We start from the raw sequence: 20,568 nt of genomic DNA, 5'->3' as shown, positions 1-20,568 counted from the left end.
CGGTTGAACGCTTTGTTATGAATTTTTATTGTTTCTTGAGTTGAGTTTTATAGTATTCGAAGATTTCTGGAAACTTTTTGTTTACTAAATCTTTAGCTCTAGATATATCGAGAAATAAGGTATCTCCAAATTCTTTAACTTGCTTTTCAACTCTAGCCTGCATTCCATGCTTGCTGCCAGTCAATATGACACTACCAAAATCGTAAGTTAATGGCGCCAGTGTATTATTACCACTAGGTACTGATTGCGCATATGGAACTACAACAGAAGCCCAAAAACTTAAACTAGCGCTAAGGTGTATAGCACAAGATGAACCCCCAGTACTAAAGCCTAGAGCAGTAACTAGTATTTTATTTGGAAACCAGCCCTCTTCAGTCTCTATAGAGAAATTGTTTTGCCGCAAGGAAATTTCCATTTTGTCTTTCATTTTGTGAGGCTGAGGAAGACAACCGTCCGTAACTTGGTCGCTGTAAGTAATAATAAAGTTATCTCTAAGTACCAATAAACTGCTCATTCCGCCTTCAAGTGCAAGTGATGGCTCTTCCTTATCCTCAGCAAGCGCTAATTGGACAAAGCCTAAGATTAAGAATGGGAAAATAAGCATAATTTTCATGATCAATCCTTTTGATAATTCATAACAATTTTGTCTACGACATTTGTCGTTTTATAAACAGAAAAATGTCCATATATTACAATGCATTTATCTTAACCATCAAATAAACATCTGTAAACAATTAGTTGACTGAAAATTATTTTTAATCAGTGCGAAAATACACCGAAATGGTGGAGATCAGTAATATTGGACAAAACAATATGCACTGTCTATATATACAGTTAAATTTTGCTAGAGATTCATATCATGAAATCACCTTTTTTAACTATGATAGCCGAACAAATGTATTTAAAGCGTTATGCTAAAAGTACCATTAAAGCGTATTTATACTGGATAGCTTCGTTTATTCGTTTTAACTCTATGAGGCACCCAACAACGATGGGAGATAATGAGGTCGAACTTTTTTTAAATCATTTAGTCAACCAACAAAATGTTGCTCCTAATACTCAAACACAAGCCTTAAATGCGTTGAGCTTTTTATTTAAAGAAGTGATTAAAAAGCCACTCTCATTATCATTAGGTTTTATTAAGAGTAAACGAGCAACTAAACTACCGGTAGTTTTAACGCAGCAGGAAATAAATAATTTTTTTAAAGTGTGCTCTGCGAAGCATTATTTACCTTGTGGACTACTTTATGGCAGTGGTATGCGATTAATGGAGGTACTGCGTTTACGAGTACACGATATTGACTTTGACTATAACTGCATTCGAATTTGGGATGGCAAAGGAGGTAAAAATCGTGTTGTAACGCTTGCAGTAGAGCTCATACCGCAATTACGTTCTCAAATACAATTAGTTGATAGTTACCTGCAATTAGATCTGAAAAACCCCTTATATAGCGGCGCTTACATGCCGCATTTGTTACGTAAAAAATATCCAAACCATAACAAACAATTAGGGTGGCAATATTTATTTTCATCACATAAATTAAGCATGGATCCTGAGAGTAAGCAGTTGAGGCGTCATCATATTGATGAAAAGCAATTACAACGCGCTGTTAAACAGGCTGCTGACGATGCAAAAATTAGGAAACACGTTACACCACATACCTTACGCCATTCATTTGCAACGCACCTATTGCAAAGTGGCGCTGATATTCGCACGGTTCAGGCAAAATTAGGCCATAGTGATGTGCGAACAACCCAAATATATACTCATGTTTTACAACAAGGAGCCAATGGTGTTGTAAGCCCATTTTCGAGATTATAAAACCAGCAAAAGTTTTTAATTGTGTGTCACGCGTTAAAGTACGCCTTATACAAAAATAGCGCCGATATGTATGAAGCCGATTCTTACACAATGAATTTCACTGCGAATTAATATCTCAGCTTTTACCTTTAACCTCGAACCTTTTCCTAAAACAAAAAAAAGCCGCTGTTCGTTAAAACAGCGGCTTTCTAAAGCTTATAGCTAAAAACTGACAGCTTACAGCTAGTGCTTTAAGCTTTCCCAATCACTTCAAGTCCACCCATGTATGGGCGAAGTACTTCTGGTACTACTACTGAGCCGTCGGCTTGTTGGTAGTTTTCTAGTATTGCTACAAGTGTACGGCCAACCGCTAAACCTGAGCCGTTTAGTGTGTGTAAAAGCTCTGGTTTTTTAGCGCCTTCACGACGAAAACGTGCTTGCATACGGCGTGCTTGGAAATCAACCATGTTTGAACATGATGAAATTTCGCGGTAGGTGTCTTGTGCTGGTAACCATACTTCTAAATCGTATGTTTTTGCTGCGCCAAAGCCCATGTCGCCCATACATAAAATTACTTTGCGGTATGGCAATTCAAGCGCTTGTAAAATTTGCTCTGCGTGACCTGTTAGCTCTTCGAGTGCTTGCATTGAATCTTCTGGTTTTACAAGTTGTACTAGCTCTACTTTATCAAACTGGTGCTGACGGATTAAACCGCGGGTATCGCGACCGTAGCTGCCTGCTTCACTTCTAAAACATGGCGTGTGCGCTGTTAAGCGAATAGGTAAATCGCTTTCTTCGTAAATTTCATCACGTGCGCTGTTTGTAAGCGGTACTTCTGCCGTAGGAATAAGGCTAAAGCCAGCTTGCTGCTCGCCATCATCGTTCACTAGGCCTAACGTGTGGAATAAATCGCCCGCAAACTTAGGTAATTGGCTCGTACCGTAAAGGCTTGCACTATTAACCAAGTACGGTACATACATTTCTGTGTAGCCGTTTTTATCTATGTGGGTGTCTAGCATGTATTGGGTAAGTGCACGGTGCATACGCGCTACTTGGCCGCGCATTACGGTAAAACGTGCGCCACTAATTTTAACGCCCATTTCAAAGTCTAGGCCGTTTAGGTCTTGCCCTACATCAACGTGGTCTTTAACTTCAAAATCGTACTTTTTAGGTGTACCCCAAGTTAAAATTTCTACGTTGTCGTCTTCATCAGCGCCTTCTGGTACCGACTCGTCCGGTAAGTTTGGAATTGCTAAGGCAATTTGTTTAATTGCTTCTAACACTTCGTCTTGCTCAGCTTTAGCTGCGTCTAACTCGCTGCCTAAGTTAGCAACTGCGTCTAGCAATGGCTGTGCATCTTCGCCTTTTGCTTTTGCTTGACCAATGGCTTTAGCACTGGCGTTACGTTGACTTTGAAGTTCTTGCGTTTTTACTTGTAATGTTTTGCGTTTTTCTTCAAGTTCAGTCACTACCGCTACATCTAGCTCATAACCACGTGCGGCTAAACGTGCTGCAGTTTGTTCGACATCTTGACGTAAATATTTAGAATCTAACATGTTAGTTTTTTAACCTTTTTGCATTACTAGCTGAAGGCCCAGCCAAGCCATAAAAATACACACCATCACGTTTAAGATGATATTGAGGGCCATTTTAATAAAGTGACCTTGTTGTAAAAACAACAACGAATCCATTGAGAATGTTGAAAAGGTGGTTAACGCACCTAAAAAGCCAATTCCGATGAGGGTTTTAGCAGGACTGACGGCAATAACTTGTTTATCTATTAAACCGTATAAAATGCCCATCAACAATGAACCCAGAATATTAACCGTCAACGTGCCAAAAGGGAATCCCCTACCGAGGAGTTTTAGCATGGTTTCGCTAATAAAAAACCGTAAACAGGCTCCTGACGCTCCGCCAAGGGCTATCATCATGTAAAGTTTAATCATGCTCATAACGTTTTATTGGGCTTTGTGCGTCGCGCTCTTTTAAATACTCGAGCTTTTGTTTAATTTTTTGCTCAAGTCCACGATCACTTGGCTGGTAGTATTGTTTGCCATCCATTTCTGGCGGTAGGTATTTTTCACCAGCAGCAAATGCGCCTTCTTCGTTATGCGCATAACGATACTCTGCACCATAGCCTAAGTCTTTCATTAAGTTGGTGGAGGCGTTTCGTAAATGCTCTGGTACGGGGTAGCTTGGCTCGTTTTTAGCGTCTTGTTTAGCTTGATTAAACGCCATATAAACTGCATTACTTTTAGGTGCACTAGCCAAGTACAAAGTGGCCTGTGCAATAGCGCGCTCACCTTCGCTTGGGCCAACACGTTGGAATATATCCCATGCGTTTAAAGCCACTTCCATAGCGCGCGGATCGGCGTTGCCAATGTCTTCTGTAGCAATTGCTAATAAGCGCCTTGCAACATAAAGCGGGTCGCCGCCACCGGCTAAAATACGGCAGTACCAGTAAAGCGCACCATCTGGCGAACTGCCTCGCACTGATTTATGAAACGCCGAAATTAAATCGTAAAATTCATCGCCGCCTTTATCGTATTTAGCTAAATGCGTAGGCAGTACTTGGCTGAGTACCTGTTCGTCAACATGAAATTGGCCGTTTTGCTCAGTGGTTAAATCCACTGCTTGCTCGAGTAAATTAAGCACTTTACGAGCATCGCCACCGCTTGCTTGGCACAGCGCTTGTTTGGCGTTATCTGCAATCACGATGTGTTTTTGGCTTAATTGCTCATCTTGTTTAAGTGCACGCTCTATTACCGTGTATAAATCGCTTTCCTGCAAGGATTTTAAAACATACACCCTTGCACGAGACAAAATCGCGTTATTAAGCGCAAACGAGGGGTTTTCGGTGGTGGCACCAACAAATATAAAAGTGCCATCTTCAATATGCGGTAAAAACGCATCTTGCTGAGATTTATTAAAGCGGTGTACTTCATCAACAAACATTAAAGTGCGCTGACCACGGCTTTGTAAGTTATCGCGCGCTTGGGTTACGCTATCGCGAATATCTTTTACGCCAGCGGTTACTGCCGACATTTGAATTAGTTCAGCGTCTGCATGGTTGGCAATAATTTGCGCCAGCGTAGTTTTACCTACCCCCGGCGGCCCCCATAAAATTAAACTATGGCAGCGCCCTGCTACTATCGCTTGATGAAGAGGTTTATCAGCGCTGAGTAAATGTTGCTGCCCTATGTAATCGTTTAGCGATAAAGGGCGCATACGCGCAGCGAGTGGGCGCACATCGGGCCCAAAGTTAAATCCTAAATTACTCACCGTTACTCTGATCGTCTATTTCTACACCCGCTGGCGGGGTAAATTCAAAAGTTGTTTTATCAAGCTCAGTATTAACCTGTGCATTGCTAAATGTAAACGCAGATAGCTGGCCTGAGCTATCTTTAACCACCAGTTTTGCAAGCCCTTGCTCGTTATCAGCAAAAGTAATATCAAGCTGCTCTACTTGGCTTTCTACGCCTTTATTTGGGGTAATGCTAAAGCCTAAATCGGTGGCAAGCACGCTGTATTTTTCCCATTGCGCAGGGTCTTCAGAGGTGAGCAATATAAACGGTGTAGAGTCAATTAAACCGCTGGTTTTCATAATGGTTACTTGCTCAGCAAAGCTATCAAAGTAATAGGTTTTATCGCCGTTTGACACAAATAAGGTGTCGTCTGGGTTAGTTTGCTGCCAGCGAATCATCAATGGCTGTTGCAGCGCAATATTGCCTTGGCCTTGCATTACCAGTTGGCCTTCACCGTCGGTTACGTTTTGTTTAAATTGTGCTTTAAAGCTTTTTAAGGTCGATAACTTATCTTGTAATGCTTGGCTGTCGTCAGCAAAGCTTGGCATCGCCACTAAACTGCCCAATACCAATAATAAACTACTTAATTTTTTCATTAATTTGCTCCATTAGGTACTAATACATCGCGCGCGCCGTTGTGTCCTGGTGCACTCACGATACCTGATGTTTCCATTTGTTCTACTAATCGTGCAGCACGGTTATAGCCTACACGTAATTTACGTTGCACTGATGATACCGACACTTTACCGGTTTCTATTACAAAGGCGACCGCTTCGTCGTATAACGGATCTGACTCTTCATCGCCATTTTCACTGGCTTCCCCTGGTAATAGAATATCTTCCGTGGCATCGCCATTTAAAATCTCGTCTATGTAATTTGGTTTAGCACGGGCTTTCCAATCGTTTACCACAGCATGTACTTCATGGTCGTCTACAAACGCGCCATGCACACGCTCAGGTACACTGGTACCTGGCGGTAAATAAAGCATGTCACCCATGCCTAATAAATTTTCTGCGCCTTGTTGATCAAGTATGGTGCGCGAGTCTATTTTACTTGATACCTGAAACGCCATACGTGTAGGTATATTCGCTTTAATTAAACCGGTTATTACATCAACCGACGGACGCTGCGTTGCCAAAATTAAGTGAATACCCGCAGCACGCGCTTTTTGCGCTATACGGGCAATTAACTCTTCAACTTTTTTACCTACAATCATCATCATGTCGGCAAATTCGTCAATAACCACCACTATGCTAGGTAATTTATCTAGCTCATCAGGGCCGTCTTTCATGCCGTCGGTGTCTTTAAATAATGGATCCATAATTGGGTAGCCCGCTTCTTTGGCTTCCATTACTTTTTGGTTGTACCCTTTTAAGTTACGTACACCTAAAGCCGACATCAGCTTATAACGGCGTTCCATTTCACCTACACACCAACGCAGTGCGTTAGCGGCTTCTTTCATGTCGGTCACAACTTCACACAATAAATGCGGAATACCTTCGTATACTGAAAGTTCAAGCATTTTCGGGTCAATCATGATCATGCGAACATCTTCAGGGCCCGATTTATACAGTAAGCTTAATATCATTACATTAACGCCCACTGACTTACCTGAACCGGTTGTACCGGCCACTAATAAATGTGGCATTTTACCTAAGTCGGCACACACAGGTTGCCCTGCAATGTCTTTACCAAGCACCATGGTTAGTGGCGATGGGTTTTGCTCAAACTTAGGTGCGTTTATGACTTCTGATAAACGTACAATTTCACGGTATTTATTAGGCAGCTCAATACCTATATAGGTTTTACCAGGAATAACTTCAACCACGCGCACACTAATTGCCGAAAGTGAACGCGCTAAATCTTTTGACAGCCCTGTAATTTTAGACACCTTAATACCCGGTGCTAAATCAAGCTCAAAACGAGTAACAACAGGCCCTGGGTAAACCCCAACCACAGTGGCTTGCACGTTAAAATCGAGTAGTTTTGTTTCTACAAGGCGTGATACGCTATCGAGCTCTTCTTGCGAAATTGGGTTTTTTGCTTTGTCGGGTCTGTCGAGTAAATCCAGTGACGGCAATGGCCCCGGAGGTGGCTCTTGCTCTAATAATTGTTCAAACTTCTCTTTGGCAGTTGGCGGCGGTTGAAACCCTGATTTTGGCTTGTTAATTGGCCTTGCTGGTGAAACCACGGTTGTTGCTGGTTTTTCAGGTTCAACCACAGGGCTTTGATCCAGCGCGTTAAGTGCTGCCTCGGTGTCCATCGGTTCATCGTCTATGGCGCTAAAGCTAATTTCTTGATCGAGTATTTGGTCAAGCTCGTCAAACGGCATAAACTCGTCGTCTTGAGGGGCATTAACCTTAGTTGCTGGTTTATCGAGTGCTTTTGGTTTGTCTGCTACTTTATTAGCAAGATCAGGTTCTTGTTGGCGTGTATCGTCTTCAAAATAAGCATCAGGTTGCTCGTCTTGTACTTTACCTGCAATGCGTTCACGTTGCATCCAGCCTCGGGCATAGGTCACCAAAAAGCGGTATAACCTAACAATTAAATCACCTAAGTAATCAACAAATTGTACCCACGACACACCTGTTAATAGGGTTAACCCTGCAAAAAAGAAACACAGTAGTAAAATAGAGGTACCGGTAAAATTAAACGCTGGCATCATGGCTGATGCAATCACATCACCCACTACCCCACCGGATGAAAAATTATAAATATCATCAAAATTAATACTGCTAATAGCGGTGGCTGAGGTAATAAACAGCGCAAAACCAATAATGCGTAATCCAAGTGTGGTGTAATCGAGTTGTAAAATACGGTGTGGCTGCTTAAACACCAAGTAACCTAGCAGCTGAATAGCCGCTGGCACAAAATAGGCAAGCCAGCCAAAGGTAAGTAATAGTATGTCGGCCACCCACGCGCCCGCTGTACCCGTAATATTATGTACGTTGGTAAATTCACCCGTTTGCGACCAAGCAGGATCGGCAGGATGAAAACTAATTAAAGCACATAAAATAAATACCGCTGCAAAGGTGCTGACGATCAGCCCCGCTTCTAATAGTCTTTGTACACCGTTTAGGCGCATAATTACCTATCCCTCATTATTATTTTTTACACTCACTTGGCAATAGAATACCTTAGCAGGAAATGTATTTTGATGCACTTTATCTTAACCATGATGGCCTGATTATGAACAAGTTTTTATTATTTAGTCGTACACTTATTAAAAAAGCAAAGTTGGCTGCAACAATAAAAGTATATTAAAGGCTGTTACTCTGTCATTAAGCAACAAAAGGACGGATAACCACGCCCTCTTCACCTTTTACTTCTTCCATGACTACATAGGTGCGGCTTTCACTCACATTAGGCAGCTTTAATAATATATCACCGAGCACGCCTCGATATTCTGACATATCGTTAACTCGGGTTTTTAATAAAAAGTCGAAATTACCCGAAACCAAATGACATTCTATAATTTCTTTGTGCTTTCTAACAGCAGCACTAAACTCTTCAAATACGTCGGGCGATGTTTTGGTAATGGTTACTTCTACATACACAGAAAGCCCTTGACCAAGCTTGGCGGGATCAACCACTGCTTTGTAGCCTAAAATATACCCTTCTCGTTCGAGCTTTTTCACTCGCTCTAAACAGGGCGTGGCGCTTAGGCCAACTCGTCGGGCCAGTTCAACATTTGACAGGCGGCCATCAAGTTGTAATTCGACTAAAATTTTGCGATCAATACGGTCTAATAAGTTATGCATGGCTTTTTAGTTTTTTATTCTAATAAAATTAATTTTACAGATACTAACACTACAAAGAGATTAAAAAAAGGTGAGACACACTACCCTAGCATGAATATAATAGTGAAAAATTTTTATCCCGTTCTAACAAGGCAAAATTATGATTATTGGTGTACCTAAAGAAATTAAAAACCATGAGTACCGTGTAGGTATGGTTCCTGCGAGTGTTCGCGAACTTGTAAATCACGGCCACCAAGTGATTGTTGAAACTAACGCTGGTATGGGCATTGGTTTTACAAATGATGATTATGTTCAAGCAGGCGCTGAAATTTTAGAAACAGCTGCTGATGTTTTTGCAAAAGCAGAAATGATCATCAAGGTAAAAGAGCCACAAGCTGTTGAGCGTGCAATGTTACGTGAAGACCAAATTCTTTTCACTTACCTTCATCTTGCACCGGATCTTCCACAAACTGAAGACCTTGTTAAAAGTAAAGCAATCTGTATTGCTTATGAAACTGTGACTGATTCACGCGGTGGTTTACCACTTCTAGCGCCAATGAGTGAAGTTGCTGGCCGTATGTCTATTCAAGCAGGTGCACAAGCGCTAGAAAAAGCAAACCACGGTCGTGGTATGTTGCTAGGTGGTGTACCAGGTGTTGAGCCAGCTAAAGTAGTTGTTATTGGCGGCGGCATGGTTGGTCGAAGCGCTGCACAAATGGCCGTTGGCCTAGGTGCTGAGGTTGTTGTACTTGACCGTAACATCGACGTATTACGTGCACTAGACGCACAGTTTGGTAATAAAGTTAAAGCTATTTATTCAACAGCTGACGCGCTTGAAAAGCACGTACTTGAAGCTGATTTAGTAATTGGTGGCGTACTTATACCGGGTGCTGCTGCACCTAAGCTAGTGACTGCTGAACACATTAAAGCAATGAAGCCAGGTGCTGCAATTGTTGATGTTGCCATTGACCAAGGTGGTTGTATTGCTACGTCTAAAGCAACTACGCACGCTGATCCTACTTTCATCGTTGATGAAGTTGTTCACTACTGTGTTGCTAACATGCCAGGTGCTGTTCCACGTACATCTACGTTTGCACTTAACAATGCAACATTGCCGTTCATTATTAACCTTGCAAATAAAGGTTACAAAAAGGCACTACTAGATGACGCTCACTTCTTAAAAGGCTTAAACGTAATTAAAGGCCAAGTAACTTACAAAGAAGTAGCTGAAGCGTTCAATATGGAATATGTTGACCCACGCACTGCAGTAGAAAACGCGTAACTATTATTCTTACCGCTTATACCTAAGCCATAATTTAGGTATAAGCATTAAAAAAGCAGCTAATTAGCTGCTTTTTTTGTATCTAAATTTTAGGGTCTGTGGTTAACAGACCTTAATGTTATATAAATCGTTTAATAATAAAGTCGACTTTTACGCGCTTAGCTTGACCAAGCAGTTTTTTCACTGGCTGTGGGTAATCGTCCATGGTTTCTAGATCATCTGGGCCGGTTAAACGTCGACAATGCTTTAAAATTTCTTGGCGTTCATTATCAATATCGCGCATGATAGATTGTTCAGGATCTTCTATCAGAATGCCATTTTCGATATCCAGCCCCCACGCGCGCGGATTTAGGTTATGCCCGCTAAGTAAATGCATTTTACGGTCGCAGCAAATCCCTTTTAGATGGAACGAGTTACTCTCGTGTTTCCAAAGGTATACGTTTAGGTTGCCATTATCTATGTGGCGTTTTTGCGATTTTACAAACTTGTGCAAAATAGTTTCGTATAAATACGGCAGTGCACCAATTTTACTAAATGGCTCGCTAGGTGGCAGATAAAAATCGTTTGCGGTTTTATCACCCACCACAATAGTAACTTGTTTACCTTGCTTTAATAACCTGCGTAAAGAGCGCATTAATGGCGCCGGAAAATTAAAATACGGCGTGTATAACACCAGCTCTTGCTCGGTGGTATCAAATAACGCTTTAATTAAGCGATTAAGCTCATTATTACGACGGCCTAATCCTAAAAATAAACGAATACCCATTGCATGAGTATTCAAGTGCTGCGCACTTTTATAGCTTGCCGATTTAAGCTCACGCATAAGTTGCTTTTGTTCAAGTTTAAAGTCAGCCATGCGTTTAAGCGGTCTTTGATCTATTCTTGGTACCGCTTCAGAGCTTAATAAAGTTGATTCAATAAAATCGACTACTGAGTCACATAATTCGCTTTGCAAGACTAAAAAGTAGCGATCGAGCCGGTATCGGTCGCTATATTGCAAATACACATTATTTAAACTGGCACCGCTGTAGAGCAGTGTGTCGTCAATAACAAAGCCTTTTAAATGCAACACCCCAAACAGTTCTTTTGCCTTTACGGGGACACCATACACTTGAACGTTTGAATTAAATTTTTCTAAATCGTCGCAATATAAGCTTGCATTGCCCTCAGACTTTTCAGCTCCAATTAAACCGCGTTGCGCACGATGAAAATCAACCAGTACTTTAATTTCAAGCGAAGGGTTAGCTAACGATGCACTGTGTAGTGCGGCTAATATTTCACGACCCGCTTCATCATCTTGTAAGTAAAGTGTGGTGATATAAATTCGTTTTTTTGCGTTGGCAATTAAATCTAACAATTGCGTACGGTATTCTTGCGCATTGGTTAAGACGTTAACGTCTTTTGAAGTCAACCCAAATGCGGGTTTCTCTTGCCAAAATAACATAGTTGCCTATTCACTTAGGTCACATAATTAAGCAGTGACAAATCAAAATTAGTTAAAAGATAACAAAAAAAATCAGGCTGGTCATGAATTAACGTCGTTTTATTGGCTAACAGTCTATTTATTAGGCGGGCGCTGGCTTTAATGCATTTACCAGTACACATTAATGAACAGCTTTGTAATTTGCGAAAAAAAATAATCTCATCTTTTATTTACTTCCTGCTTGTTTTTCTTAGAATCGGGCGCATTAAAACCGTATTAAACGTTTAGGAAAAGATCATGACTGAAGCAAAACATTGTAAGTTACTTATTTTAGGTTCGGGCCCTGCAGGCTATACAGCTGCAGTTTACGCTGCACGTGCTAATTTAAACCCTGTTTTAATTACAGGTATTCAACAAGGTGGCCAGCTAACAACCACTACTGAAGTTGAAAACTGGCCTGGCGATGCACACGGTTTAACTGGTCCTGCATTAATGGATCGTATGAAAGAGCATGCAGAACGCTTTGAAACTGAAATTGTGTTCGACCACATCAACAAAGTTGACGTATCTAAGCGCCCTTTCACACTAACCGGTGACCAAGGTACTTACACATGTGATGCTTTAATTATTGCAACCGGTGCCTCTGCGAAATATTTAGGCTTAGAGTCTGAGACTAATTTCCAAGGCCGTGGTGTTTCTGCTTGTGCAACCTGTGACGGCTTTTTCTATAAAGGTCAAAAAGTAGCGGTTGTTGGTGGTGGTAACACAGCGGTTGAAGAAGCGTTATACCTGTCTAACATTGCTGATGAAGTTCATGTTATTCACCGTCGTGATAGTTTCCGTAGTGAAAAGATTCTTGCTGACCGCCTTGCTGAAAAAGCTGCGAACGGTAATGTTGTCATGCACTACAACCGTACACTTGATGAAGTACTTGGTGACCAAATGGGCGTGACCGGCGTTCGCATTAAAGATGTGGCATCAGATGCTACTGAAGAACTTGATTTAGCGGGTGTGTTTATTGCCATTGGCCATAAGCCAAACACCGATATGTTTGAAGGTCAGCTAGAAATGAAAGACGGCTACCTAGTGGTTGAATCTGGTCTTAACGGTAATGCAACACAAACTAGTGTGCCAGGTGTATTTGCTGCTGGTGATGTATCTGACCATATTTACCGTCAAGCGATTACCTCTGCCGGTACTGGCTGTATGGCTGCACTTGATGCAGAACGCTTTTTAGATAATCTGTAATTTAGAATCTAAATTAAAAAAGGGCTGAATTTTCAGCCCTTTTTTGTGCCCAAACATAACTGTACTCACACCAAAATTCATTGTACTTATAATTGAAATTAGTTTTATTTATACAATTAATGGCTTAGGTGCGATAGGATCTAAGGGTGAGCAACAAATACCGTCAAATTATATAAGTAAAACTAGCTATAATTATCGTCAGGAATAAAAGCTTTATTCATTTAGGCATTACTAGAAACTGTAAAATCAGTTAAAATGCTTAACTTCATATCAAGTAAATTACCGAGAGTTTTCTATGAGTTTGTATACAAAATATATGGAAGAAATCCAAACCCGTAAAACGGAGCTTGGATTAAGCCCACAACCAATCGATAGCGCTGAACTAGTATCAGAAATAATTAATCAAATTAAAGATACTAATAACGAGCACCGTAAAGATTCACTGCATTTCTTTATTTATAATACTTTACCTGGAACAACTAGTGCTGCGGGCGTTAAAGCACAGTTTCTAAAAGAAATCATTTTAGGTGAAGAGCACGTTGCAGAGATCACTCCAGAATTTGCATTTGAACTGCTTTCACACATGAAAGGCGGCCCGTCAATTGAAATGCTAATTGATTTAGCATTTGGTGATGACGCAGCAATTGCAGCACAGGCTGCAGAAGTACTTAAAACTCAGGTATTCTTATACGATGCTGATATGGAGCGCATAAAAGCGGCCTACGAAGCAGGTAACGCAATTGCTAAAGAATTACTAGAGAGTTTCTCAAAAGCTGAATTCTTCACAAAACTACCTGACATCGAAGAAAAAATCGAAGTAGTAACTTACATTGCTGGTGAAGGCGACATCTCAACTGATTTACTGTCTCCAGGTAACCAAGCACACTCACGTGCTGACCGTGAATTACACGGTAAGTGTATGATCACTGAAGAAGCACAACAAGAAATCGTTGAACTTCAAAAGAAACACCCTAATGCTAAAGTAATGCTTATTGCTGAAAAAGGTACAATGGGCGTTGGTTCATCTCGTATGTCTGGTGTAAATAACGTTGCACTTTGGGCGGGTAAACAAGCAAGTCCATACGTTCCTTTCATCAACATTGCACCTGTTGTTGCAGGTACTAATGGTATCGCACCAATCTTCTTAACGACGGTTGATGTAACCGGCGGTATTGGTCTTGACCTTAAAAACTGGGTTAAGAAAGTAGATGCAGAAGGCAATACTGTAACTGATGAAAATGGCGATGCAGTGCTTGAAGAAGCTTATTCAGTTGCCACAGGTACTGTATTAACAATCAATACAAAAGAGAAAAAGCTTTATAACGGCGATAAAGAACTGGTTGATGTATCATCAGCGTTCACACCGCAAAAAGTTGAATTCATGAAAGCTGGTGGTTCTTACGCTGTTGTATTTGGTAAAAAACTACAAACGTTTGCTGCTGAAACGCTGGGTATTGAAACTCCTCTTGTGTATGCACCTTCAAAAGAAATTTCACATGAAGGCCAAGGCTTAACAGCGGTTGAAAAAATCTTTAACCGTAATGCGGTAGGTGTTCTATCAGATACGCCACTTCACGCAGGCTCAAATGTTCGTGTTAAAGTGAACATCGTTGGTTCGCAAGATACAACCGGTCCAATGACAGCACAAGAATTAGAAGCGATGGCTGCTTCAACGATTTCACCACTTGTTGATGGTGCTTATCAGTCTGGTTGTCACACTGCATCAGTATGGGATAGCAAAGCACAAGCAAATATTCCAAAACTAATGGCGTTCATGAATAAGTTTGGTTTGATCACTGCACGTGACCCGAAAGGCGTTTACCATGCAATGACTGACGTTATTCACAAAGTATTGAACGACATTACCATTGATGATCGCGCTATCATCATCGGTGGTGACTCGCATACACGTATGTCTAAAGGCGTTGCCTTTGGTGCCGATTCAGGCACCGTTGCTGTTGCACTTGCAACCGGTGAATCAGCGATGCCGATTCCTGATTCAGTTAAAGTGACATTTAAAGGCAAAATGGCTAAGCACATGGATTTCCGCGATGTTGTTCATGCAACGCAAGCGCAAATGCTTAAGCAATTTGGCGGAGAAAACGTGTTCCAAGGTCGTATCATTGAAGTGCATATTGGTACCCTAATGGCTGACCAAGCGTTTACTTTCACTGACTGGACTGCAGAAATGAAAGCGAAAGCGTCAATCTGTATTTCAAATGATGAAACGCTAATTAAGTCAATTGAACTTGCTAAATCACGTATCCAAATCATGATCAACAAAGGTATGGATAACGAAGCGCAAACGCTACAAGGTCTAATCGACTTAGCTGACAAGCGTATTGCAGGTATTCAATCTGGTGAAGAGCCAGCACTTTCTCCAGACGACAACGCTAAATACCACGCAGAAGTTGTGGTTGATTTGGACCAAATCGTTGAGCCAATGATTGCCGATCCAGACGTGAACAACGATGATGTTTCTAAACGTTATACTCACGATGTGATCCGCCCTGTTTCTTTTTACAACGACAAACCTGTTGATTTAGGTTTCGTTGGTTCGTGTATGGTTCACAAAGGCGATATGAAAATTATTGCTCACATGCTACGTAACCTTGAAAAGAAAAACGGTTCTATCACATTCAAAGCACCATTAGTTGTTGCGCCACCAACATACAACATTGTTGATGAGCTTAAAGCGGAAGGCGACTGGGATATTCTTGCTAAATACGCTGGTTTTGAATTTGACGATGAAAAACCAAAAACAGCGGCACGTACTAAGTATGAAAATATCCTATACCTAGAACGCCCTGGTTGTAACTTATGTATGGGTAACCAAGAAAAAGCAGAACCTGGTGACACTGTTATCGCAACATCAACTCGTCTGTTCCAAGGCCGTGTAGTAGCCGATACATCTGAGAAAAAAGGTGAGTCACTACTAGGTTCTACGCCGGTTGTAGTACTTTCTACTGTACTTGGTCGTTTCCCGACTATCGAAGAGTATAAGTCTGCGGTTGAAGGCATTGACCTTACCTCGTTTACACCTGTTGAAGAAGCAATGACAACTAAGTTTAACGCTGGACAAGCAGTACCTGTAAAAGTGGTTAGCTAATTCGATTAGTTTACCATTTAATTAAGCGCGTTTTTTAACGCGCTTTTTTTATGTCTAAAATTTACCTAACAGGAATGTAAGCCCTGCTCAACCCTATGGACAACACAATAATTTGTGGTTTGTGATTTTAAAGCAACAGGTTACACTTTACCTTGACCATGCAGTTATTCAATCGGTGTTATGACTAAACAACTCTATCAACTCGCTCAAAGCCACTTTGCTTTTCCTGATCCCAACCATGCATTAGATGATCCCGATGGTTTACTTGCCATTGGTGGATGCTTATCAGTATCACGATTAAAAAATGCCTACAGCCAAGGTATTTTTCCGTGGTTTAGTGAACACGAGCCAATTATGTGGTGGTCGCCTAGTGAACGCGGTATTGTTGAGCTCAATGACTTTCATGTTAGTAAAAGCCTACGTAAGCATTTAAAAAAGCACCCGGTCACCGTAACCATAAACCATGCCTTTGAAGAAGTGATAGAAGCATGTCGCGATCAACGCATTGATACCGATGGCACCTGGATCACTTTGCAAATGCAACAGGCGTACATTAATGCCCATCACAATGGCCTAGCTCATAGTTTAGAGGTTTGGCGCGAGGGAGAGCTTGCAGGTGGCTTATATGGCATCATGCAAACAGGTGTTTTTTGTGGTGAATCAATGTTTCATCATCAAACAAATTGTTCCAAACTGGCTATGTGGGCGCTGGTTAATTGGCTTAAACGCCACAATGCGCATTTTATTGATTGCCAATTAGAAAATCCTTATTTAATGTCGTTAGGTGCCAGCGTGATTCCACGTGAAGAATTTTTAACTAAACTTAATAAAGCACAGTGTTACACCCCAGCTGCCAGTATGTGGCAGCCACAGGAGCTAATCGCGATATATGAATGAACAACTTCCGGCTCGTATTGGCCTAAGCCAACCATTTGAGTGCAGTTATTTACCTGATCGCCAAGAGCAATTGCTGGTGATACTCGATCCAAGTTGTTACAGCAGCAATAAGTTTGAGTCATTATTAGCATTAGGCTTTCGTCGCAGCGGTAACCAAATTTACCGTCCGCACTGCCCTATTTGCAGCGCGTGTAGTTCTGTGCGCGTTTTAGCTGATATGTTTATACCGACAAAATCGCAAAAACGTAAACTTAACAAAGCAAAAAACCGCTTTGAGGTAAAATATTCTCAAGTTGAACGCGAACAATACTATCCACTTTACAGTAAATACATTAGCTTGCGCCACCAAGACGGTAGTATGTATCCGCCTGATAAATCACAATTTCACAGCTTTTTGTTTTGTAGTTGGTTAACCATTACTTTTATTGAGCTTTGGGATCAAGAAAACTTAGTAGCTGTTGCTGTAACTGATTGTATGGACAACGCTATTTCGGCCATTTATACATTTTTTGATCCTGACTACGAACACTTTAGTTTAGGCACTGTAATGATATTACAGCAGCTTAAACTTGCTAAACAGCAGCGCAAACAGTTTGTTTATTTAGGCTATCAAATAGATGAATGCGACAAAATGAACTATAAAACGCAGTTTTTACCTGCTCAAAAACAGTGCAATGACCAGTGGCTGGCTATTTAATTTACAAAAATAGCCCCTGCGCCTTTACTTATTGGCGTATTTTGGGCAAAATCTGCAGCGTTTAACTATTAAAGAGGTGTTACGCTAAACATGGCGAAAGAAGACGTAATCGAAATGCAAGGGACAGTCCTTGATACTTTACCAAATACAATGTTCCGAGTTGAGCTAGAAAATGGTCACGTAGTTGTGGCTCATATTTCAGGTAAAATGCGCAAAAACTATATCCGTATTTTAACCGGCGATAAAGTAACGGTAGAAATGACTCCTTACGATTTATCGAAAGGTCGTATCGTATTCCGTGCTCGCTAAGTAAGTGCGTAAACGAGATTTAGTTTTTGGCTAGTGCAAACTAGCTTTAAGCGTTTATTAAATGTAATTAATGCTAGGGTCTGTTGACCTTTGCGGATTAAAATTTGTTCAAACTAGGGGCGGTTTAATCGCGGCGCGAGGTTTGTAACCTAGTGGGCTAAGTAAAAACCGAGCAACAAAGAGTAAATCGCCCCTAGGCAGAACCCTTCGGGCAGCGCCTGTTTGGCATTGATGCTGCGTTATCGCCTATTTATGGGGAATAACCACACCACATAGGCTCTGCCTTGCCTAAATACCAAACAGACTGCTGCAAATTTAACCTTGAAAGGTCAACAGACCCTAGTAGCCAGTAATTACATTTAATAAACAAAAAACCCAGCCTTTGCTGGGTTTTTTGTTGCCTATTTCTTTGGCAAATAAAAAAAGCCTGCACAAAGCAGGCTTTTTAAAATCGCTAACCTTTTAGGTTAGGCTGGCGTTAAGTCACTCTCGTAATCAAAACGTAGTTTTTTATCTTTAACCGATACTTTTACCGTACCGCCAGAAATTAGCTCACCAAACAGTATTTCGTTTGCTAATTGCTTTTTAAGGTCTTCTTGGATAACACGCGCCATAGGGCGTGCGCCCATTGCTTTGTCATAGCCTTTGTCAGCCAACCATTCACGTGCTTTAGAGGTAAGCTCAAGATTAACTGATTTCTTGTCTAGTTGCGCTTGAAGCTCCACAACAAATTTATCAACCACTTGTAAAATAACCTCTTTCTCGAGGTGATTAAACCAAATAATGTTATCTAAGCGGTTTCTAAATTCAGGTGAAAATACTTTGTTAATTTCACCCATTGCATCGTGTGTATGGTCTTGCTCACTAAAACCAATCGACTTACGTGTAGTTTCTTGTACGCCGGCATTGGTGGTCATCACCACGACTACGTTTCTAAAGTCAGCTTTTCGGCCGTTATTATCTGTTAGCGTACCGTGATCCATAACTTGTAATAAAATGTTGTAGATATCAGGATGGGCTTTTTCAATTTCATCCAGCAATACCACTGCATGTGGATTTTTTATAACCGCTTCTGTTAATAAGCCGCCTTGTTCAAAACCTACATAACCCGGAGGCGCACCGATTAAACGGCTCACCGCATGGCGCTCAACGTATTCAGACATATCAAAACGAATAAACTCAACACCCATGCATTTAGCTAATTGCTTGGTAACCTCTGTTTTACCGACCCCCGTTGGGCCTGCAAATAAAAACGAACCAACCGGTTTGTTCTCGTTTGCTAAACCTGAGCGCGATAAGCGAATAGCAGAAGTTAATGCATCAATTGATTGATCTTGTCCAAACACCAACATTTTTAAATTACGGTCTAAGTTTTTCAGCGTTTCTTTATCAGAAGACGACACATTTTGTGGTGGAATGCGCGCCATTTTAGACACAATCATCTCAATATCAGATACACCAATCGTTTTTTTACGCTTAGAGGTAGGTAACAAACGTTGGTTTGCGCCCGCTTCATCAATAACATCAATCGCTTTATCAGGCAGGTGACGTTCATTAATATACTTTGCGCTAAGCTCGGCTGCCGCCTTTAACGCTTTTTGCGTGTAACGAATACCATGGTGTGCTTCATAACGCTCTTTTAAGCCGTTAAGAATTTTAGTGGTATCTTCAACGCTAGGTTCAAGCACATCAATTTTTTGAAAGCGACGTACCAAGGCACGATCTTTCTCAAAAATGTTTTTGTACTCACCGTAAGTCGTTGAACCCATACAACGTAATTGCCCACTTGAAAGTAGCGGTTTAATTAAGTTTGAGGCATCCATTACCCCACCCGATGCAGCACCTGCACCGATAATGGTATGAATTTCATCTATAAATAAAATAGAGCCTGGTTTAGCTTGCAGCTCTTTTAATAAGCTTTTAAAGCGCTTCTCAAAATCGCCTCGGTATTTGGTACCGGCAAGTAACGCGCCCATATCTAAAGAGTAAACAACCGCATCTGCAATAACTTCAGGTACTTGTTCGTTAACAATTCGATACGCTAAACCCTCAGCAATAGCGGTTTTACCCACGCCAGCTTCACCAACCAGTAATGGGTTGTTCTTTTTACGACGACACAACACTTGCACTGTGCGTTCTACTTCGCTGTCGCGACCAACTAGAGGGTCAATGTTGCCCTCTTTGGCTTGTATGTTGAGATTAGTGGTGAAGCTGTCGAGCTTACTCGCTTCTTCACTGTCAACTTCTTGCACTTCTTCATGTATATCGTCAGTGTCATCGCCTAATTCGTCATCACCTTTAGCAATCCCATGAGAAATAAAATTAACAATATCAAGGCGAGAAATATCATTCTTTTTAAGTAAATAAACTGCCTGGCTTTCTTGCTCAGAAAAAATAGCCACCAGTACATTTACACCTGTCACTTCATTTTTTCCCGAAGATTGCACATGAAATACCGCGCGCTGTAATACACGCTGAAAACCAAGCGTTGGTTGAGTTTCGCGTTCTTCTTCTAAATCAGGAATAACCGGAGTGGTTTCATCAATAAATTCAAGTAACTCTGTTTTTAATCCAGAAATGTCAACACCACACGCATTAAGCGCTTCTCCAGCTGATGGATTATCGAGTAGAGCTAATAAAAGATGCTCTACGGTCATAAACTCATGACGACGTGTACGCGCTTCACGAAACGCGGTATTCAAAGTTAGTTCTAAGTCTTTATTTAGCATTGGCAACCCCTTACAGAGATAATAATTT

At 41.2% G+C, this 20,568-nt stretch carries 16 protein-coding genes; 7 read left to right on the top strand and 9 right to left on the bottom strand.

Going from position 1 to position 20,568, the window contains the following annotated elements:
- Positions 1–25 precede the first annotated feature (25 nt).
- Positions 26–613 carry a hypothetical protein gene (locus tag QMA00_RS10630; RefSeq protein ID WP_290157145.1) on the bottom strand — a complete coding sequence of 196 codons (588 nt, stop codon included), beginning with the start codon at positions 611–613 and terminating at the stop codon, positions 26–28.
- Positions 614–859: 246 nt separating this feature from the next.
- On the opposite strand from QMA00_RS10630, the gene QMA00_RS10625 reads away from it, so the two are divergent.
- Positions 860–1,822, top strand: a complete 963-nt coding sequence (locus QMA00_RS10625; protein ID WP_290157143.1) for an integron integrase — start codon at positions 860–862, stop codon at positions 1,820–1,822.
- A gap of 230 nt (positions 1,823–2,052) precedes the next feature.
- Here the strand turns inward: QMA00_RS10625 and serS are convergent, their stop codons facing one another.
- The 6 genes from serS to lrp all read right to left on the bottom strand — a co-directional run bounded on the left by serS (position 2,053) and on the right by lrp (position 8,867).
- Positions 2,053–3,357, bottom strand: coding sequence for a serine--tRNA ligase (gene serS / locus QMA00_RS10620; protein WP_248474591.1), 1,305 nt, complete (start codon positions 3,355–3,357; stop codon positions 2,053–2,055).
- A gap of 9 nt (positions 3,358–3,366) precedes the next feature.
- Positions 3,367–3,747 (bottom strand): fluoride efflux transporter CrcB, encoded by a 381-nt coding sequence (crcB, locus tag QMA00_RS10615; RefSeq protein ID WP_290157140.1) that lies wholly within the window; start codon positions 3,745–3,747, stop codon positions 3,367–3,369.
- Positions 3,740–5,083, bottom strand: coding sequence for a replication-associated recombination protein A (locus QMA00_RS10610; RefSeq protein WP_290157139.1), 1,344 nt, complete (start codon positions 5,081–5,083; stop codon positions 3,740–3,742). Before QMA00_RS10610 ends, crcB begins: the two co-directional genes overlap by 8 nt.
- Positions 5,076–5,702, bottom strand: a complete 627-nt coding sequence (gene lolA / locus QMA00_RS10605; protein WP_290157137.1) for an outer membrane lipoprotein chaperone LolA — start codon at positions 5,700–5,702, stop codon at positions 5,076–5,078. Before lolA ends, QMA00_RS10610 begins: the two co-directional genes overlap by 8 nt.
- The gene (locus tag QMA00_RS10600; protein ID WP_290157135.1) at positions 5,702–8,191 is read right to left on the bottom strand and encodes a DNA translocase FtsK 4TM domain-containing protein; all 2,490 of its coding nucleotides are present in this window, start codon (positions 8,189–8,191) and stop codon (positions 5,702–5,704) included. Before QMA00_RS10600 ends, lolA begins: the two co-directional genes overlap by 1 nt.
- Positions 8,192–8,387: 196 nt before the next feature.
- On the bottom strand, positions 8,388–8,867 hold the full coding sequence (lrp, locus tag QMA00_RS10595; RefSeq protein ID WP_036982893.1) for a leucine-responsive transcriptional regulator Lrp: 480 nt from the start codon (positions 8,865–8,867) through the stop codon (positions 8,388–8,390).
- A 139-nt stretch (positions 8,868–9,006) separates the two neighbouring features.
- Between lrp and ald the strand changes: the two genes are divergently transcribed.
- Positions 9,007–10,128: an alanine dehydrogenase gene (gene ald, locus QMA00_RS10590; RefSeq protein WP_008110075.1), complete on the top strand. Its 1,122-nt coding sequence runs from the start codon at positions 9,007–9,009 to the stop codon at positions 10,126–10,128.
- A 118-nt stretch (positions 10,129–10,246) separates the two neighbouring features.
- On the opposite strand, the gene pssA is transcribed toward ald, so the two are convergent.
- Positions 10,247–11,572 (bottom strand): CDP-diacylglycerol--serine O-phosphatidyltransferase, encoded by a 1,326-nt coding sequence (gene pssA / locus QMA00_RS10585; RefSeq protein ID WP_290157131.1) that lies wholly within the window; start codon positions 11,570–11,572, stop codon positions 10,247–10,249.
- Between the two features lie 276 nt (positions 11,573–11,848).
- Between pssA and trxB the strand changes: the two genes are divergently transcribed.
- The 5 genes from trxB (at position 11,849) to infA (ending at position 17,811) form a co-directional block, all read left to right on the top strand.
- The gene (gene trxB, locus QMA00_RS10580) at positions 11,849–12,799 is read left to right on the top strand and encodes a thioredoxin-disulfide reductase (RefSeq protein WP_008110078.1); all 951 of its coding nucleotides are present in this window, start codon (positions 11,849–11,851) and stop codon (positions 12,797–12,799) included.
- A gap of 295 nt (positions 12,800–13,094) precedes the next feature.
- Complete coding sequence (locus QMA00_RS10575; protein ID WP_290157129.1) at positions 13,095–15,908, top strand: bifunctional aconitate hydratase 2/2-methylisocitrate dehydratase; 2,814 nt, start codon at positions 13,095–13,097, stop codon at positions 15,906–15,908.
- A gap of 180 nt (positions 15,909–16,088) precedes the next feature.
- Positions 16,089–16,805, top strand: coding sequence for a leucyl/phenylalanyl-tRNA--protein transferase (gene aat, locus QMA00_RS10570; protein ID WP_036982897.1), 717 nt, complete (start codon positions 16,089–16,091; stop codon positions 16,803–16,805).
- Positions 16,798–17,502, top strand: a complete 705-nt coding sequence (locus QMA00_RS10565; protein WP_290157126.1) for an arginyltransferase — start codon at positions 16,798–16,800, stop codon at positions 17,500–17,502. The genes aat and QMA00_RS10565 overlap by 8 nt, the downstream gene beginning before the upstream one ends.
- Positions 17,503–17,592: 90 nt before the next feature.
- Positions 17,593–17,811, top strand: coding sequence for a translation initiation factor IF-1 (gene infA, locus QMA00_RS10560; RefSeq protein ID WP_002962494.1), 219 nt, complete (start codon positions 17,593–17,595; stop codon positions 17,809–17,811).
- 467 nt (positions 17,812–18,278) lie between these two features.
- On the opposite strand, the gene clpA is transcribed toward infA, so the two are convergent.
- Positions 18,279–20,540 carry an ATP-dependent Clp protease ATP-binding subunit ClpA gene (clpA, locus tag QMA00_RS10555; RefSeq protein ID WP_036982899.1) on the bottom strand — a complete coding sequence of 754 codons (2,262 nt, stop codon included), beginning with the start codon at positions 20,538–20,540 and terminating at the stop codon, positions 18,279–18,281.
- Positions 20,541–20,568: the final 28 nt, after the last annotated feature.

The sequence above is a fragment of the Pseudoalteromonas sp. APC 3694 genome, from assembly GCF_030407565.1.
GTDB lineage: Bacteria > Pseudomonadota > Gammaproteobacteria > Enterobacterales > Alteromonadaceae > Pseudoalteromonas > Pseudoalteromonas tetraodonis.
The sequence above is the reverse complement of the archived record's forward strand: the minus strand, read 5'-3'. Positions and strand labels throughout refer to the sequence as shown.

Bases quoted from the DNA above. Each gene is read 5' to 3' on its own strand.
- QMA00_RS10630 (WP_290157145.1), bottom strand. From the start codon at position 613: ATGAAAATTATGCTTATTTTCCCATTCTTAATCTTAGGCTTTGTCCAA.
- QMA00_RS10625 (WP_290157143.1), top strand. From the start codon at position 860: ATGAAATCACCTTTTTTAACTATGATAGCCGAACAAATGTATTTAAAG.
- serS (WP_248474591.1), bottom strand. From the start codon at position 3,357: ATGTTAGATTCTAAATATTTACGTCAAGATGTCGAACAAACTGCAGCA.
- crcB (WP_290157140.1), bottom strand. From the start codon at position 3,747: ATGATTAAACTTTACATGATGATAGCCCTTGGCGGAGCGTCAGGAGCC.
- lolA (WP_290157137.1), bottom strand. From the start codon at position 5,702: ATGAAAAAATTAAGTAGTTTATTATTGGTATTGGGCAGTTTAGTGGCG.
- QMA00_RS10600 (WP_290157135.1), bottom strand. From the start codon at position 8,191: ATGCGCCTAAACGGTGTACAAAGACTATTAGAAGCGGGGCTGATCGTC.
- lrp (WP_036982893.1), bottom strand. From the start codon at position 8,867: ATGCATAACTTATTAGACCGTATTGATCGCAAAATTTTAGTCGAATTA.
- ald (WP_008110075.1), top strand. From the start codon at position 9,007: ATGATTATTGGTGTACCTAAAGAAATTAAAAACCATGAGTACCGTGTA.
- pssA (WP_290157131.1), bottom strand. From the start codon at position 11,572: ATGTTATTTTGGCAAGAGAAACCCGCATTTGGGTTGACTTCAAAAGAC.
- trxB (WP_008110078.1), top strand. From the start codon at position 11,849: ATGACTGAAGCAAAACATTGTAAGTTACTTATTTTAGGTTCGGGCCCT.
- QMA00_RS10575 (WP_290157129.1), top strand. From the start codon at position 13,095: ATGAGTTTGTATACAAAATATATGGAAGAAATCCAAACCCGTAAAACG.
- aat (WP_036982897.1), top strand. From the start codon at position 16,089: ATGACTAAACAACTCTATCAACTCGCTCAAAGCCACTTTGCTTTTCCT.
- QMA00_RS10565 (WP_290157126.1), top strand. From the start codon at position 16,798: ATGAATGAACAACTTCCGGCTCGTATTGGCCTAAGCCAACCATTTGAG.
- infA (WP_002962494.1), top strand. From the start codon at position 17,593: ATGGCGAAAGAAGACGTAATCGAAATGCAAGGGACAGTCCTTGATACT.
- clpA (WP_036982899.1), bottom strand. From the start codon at position 20,540: ATGCTAAATAAAGACTTAGAACTAACTTTGAATACCGCGTTTCGTGAA.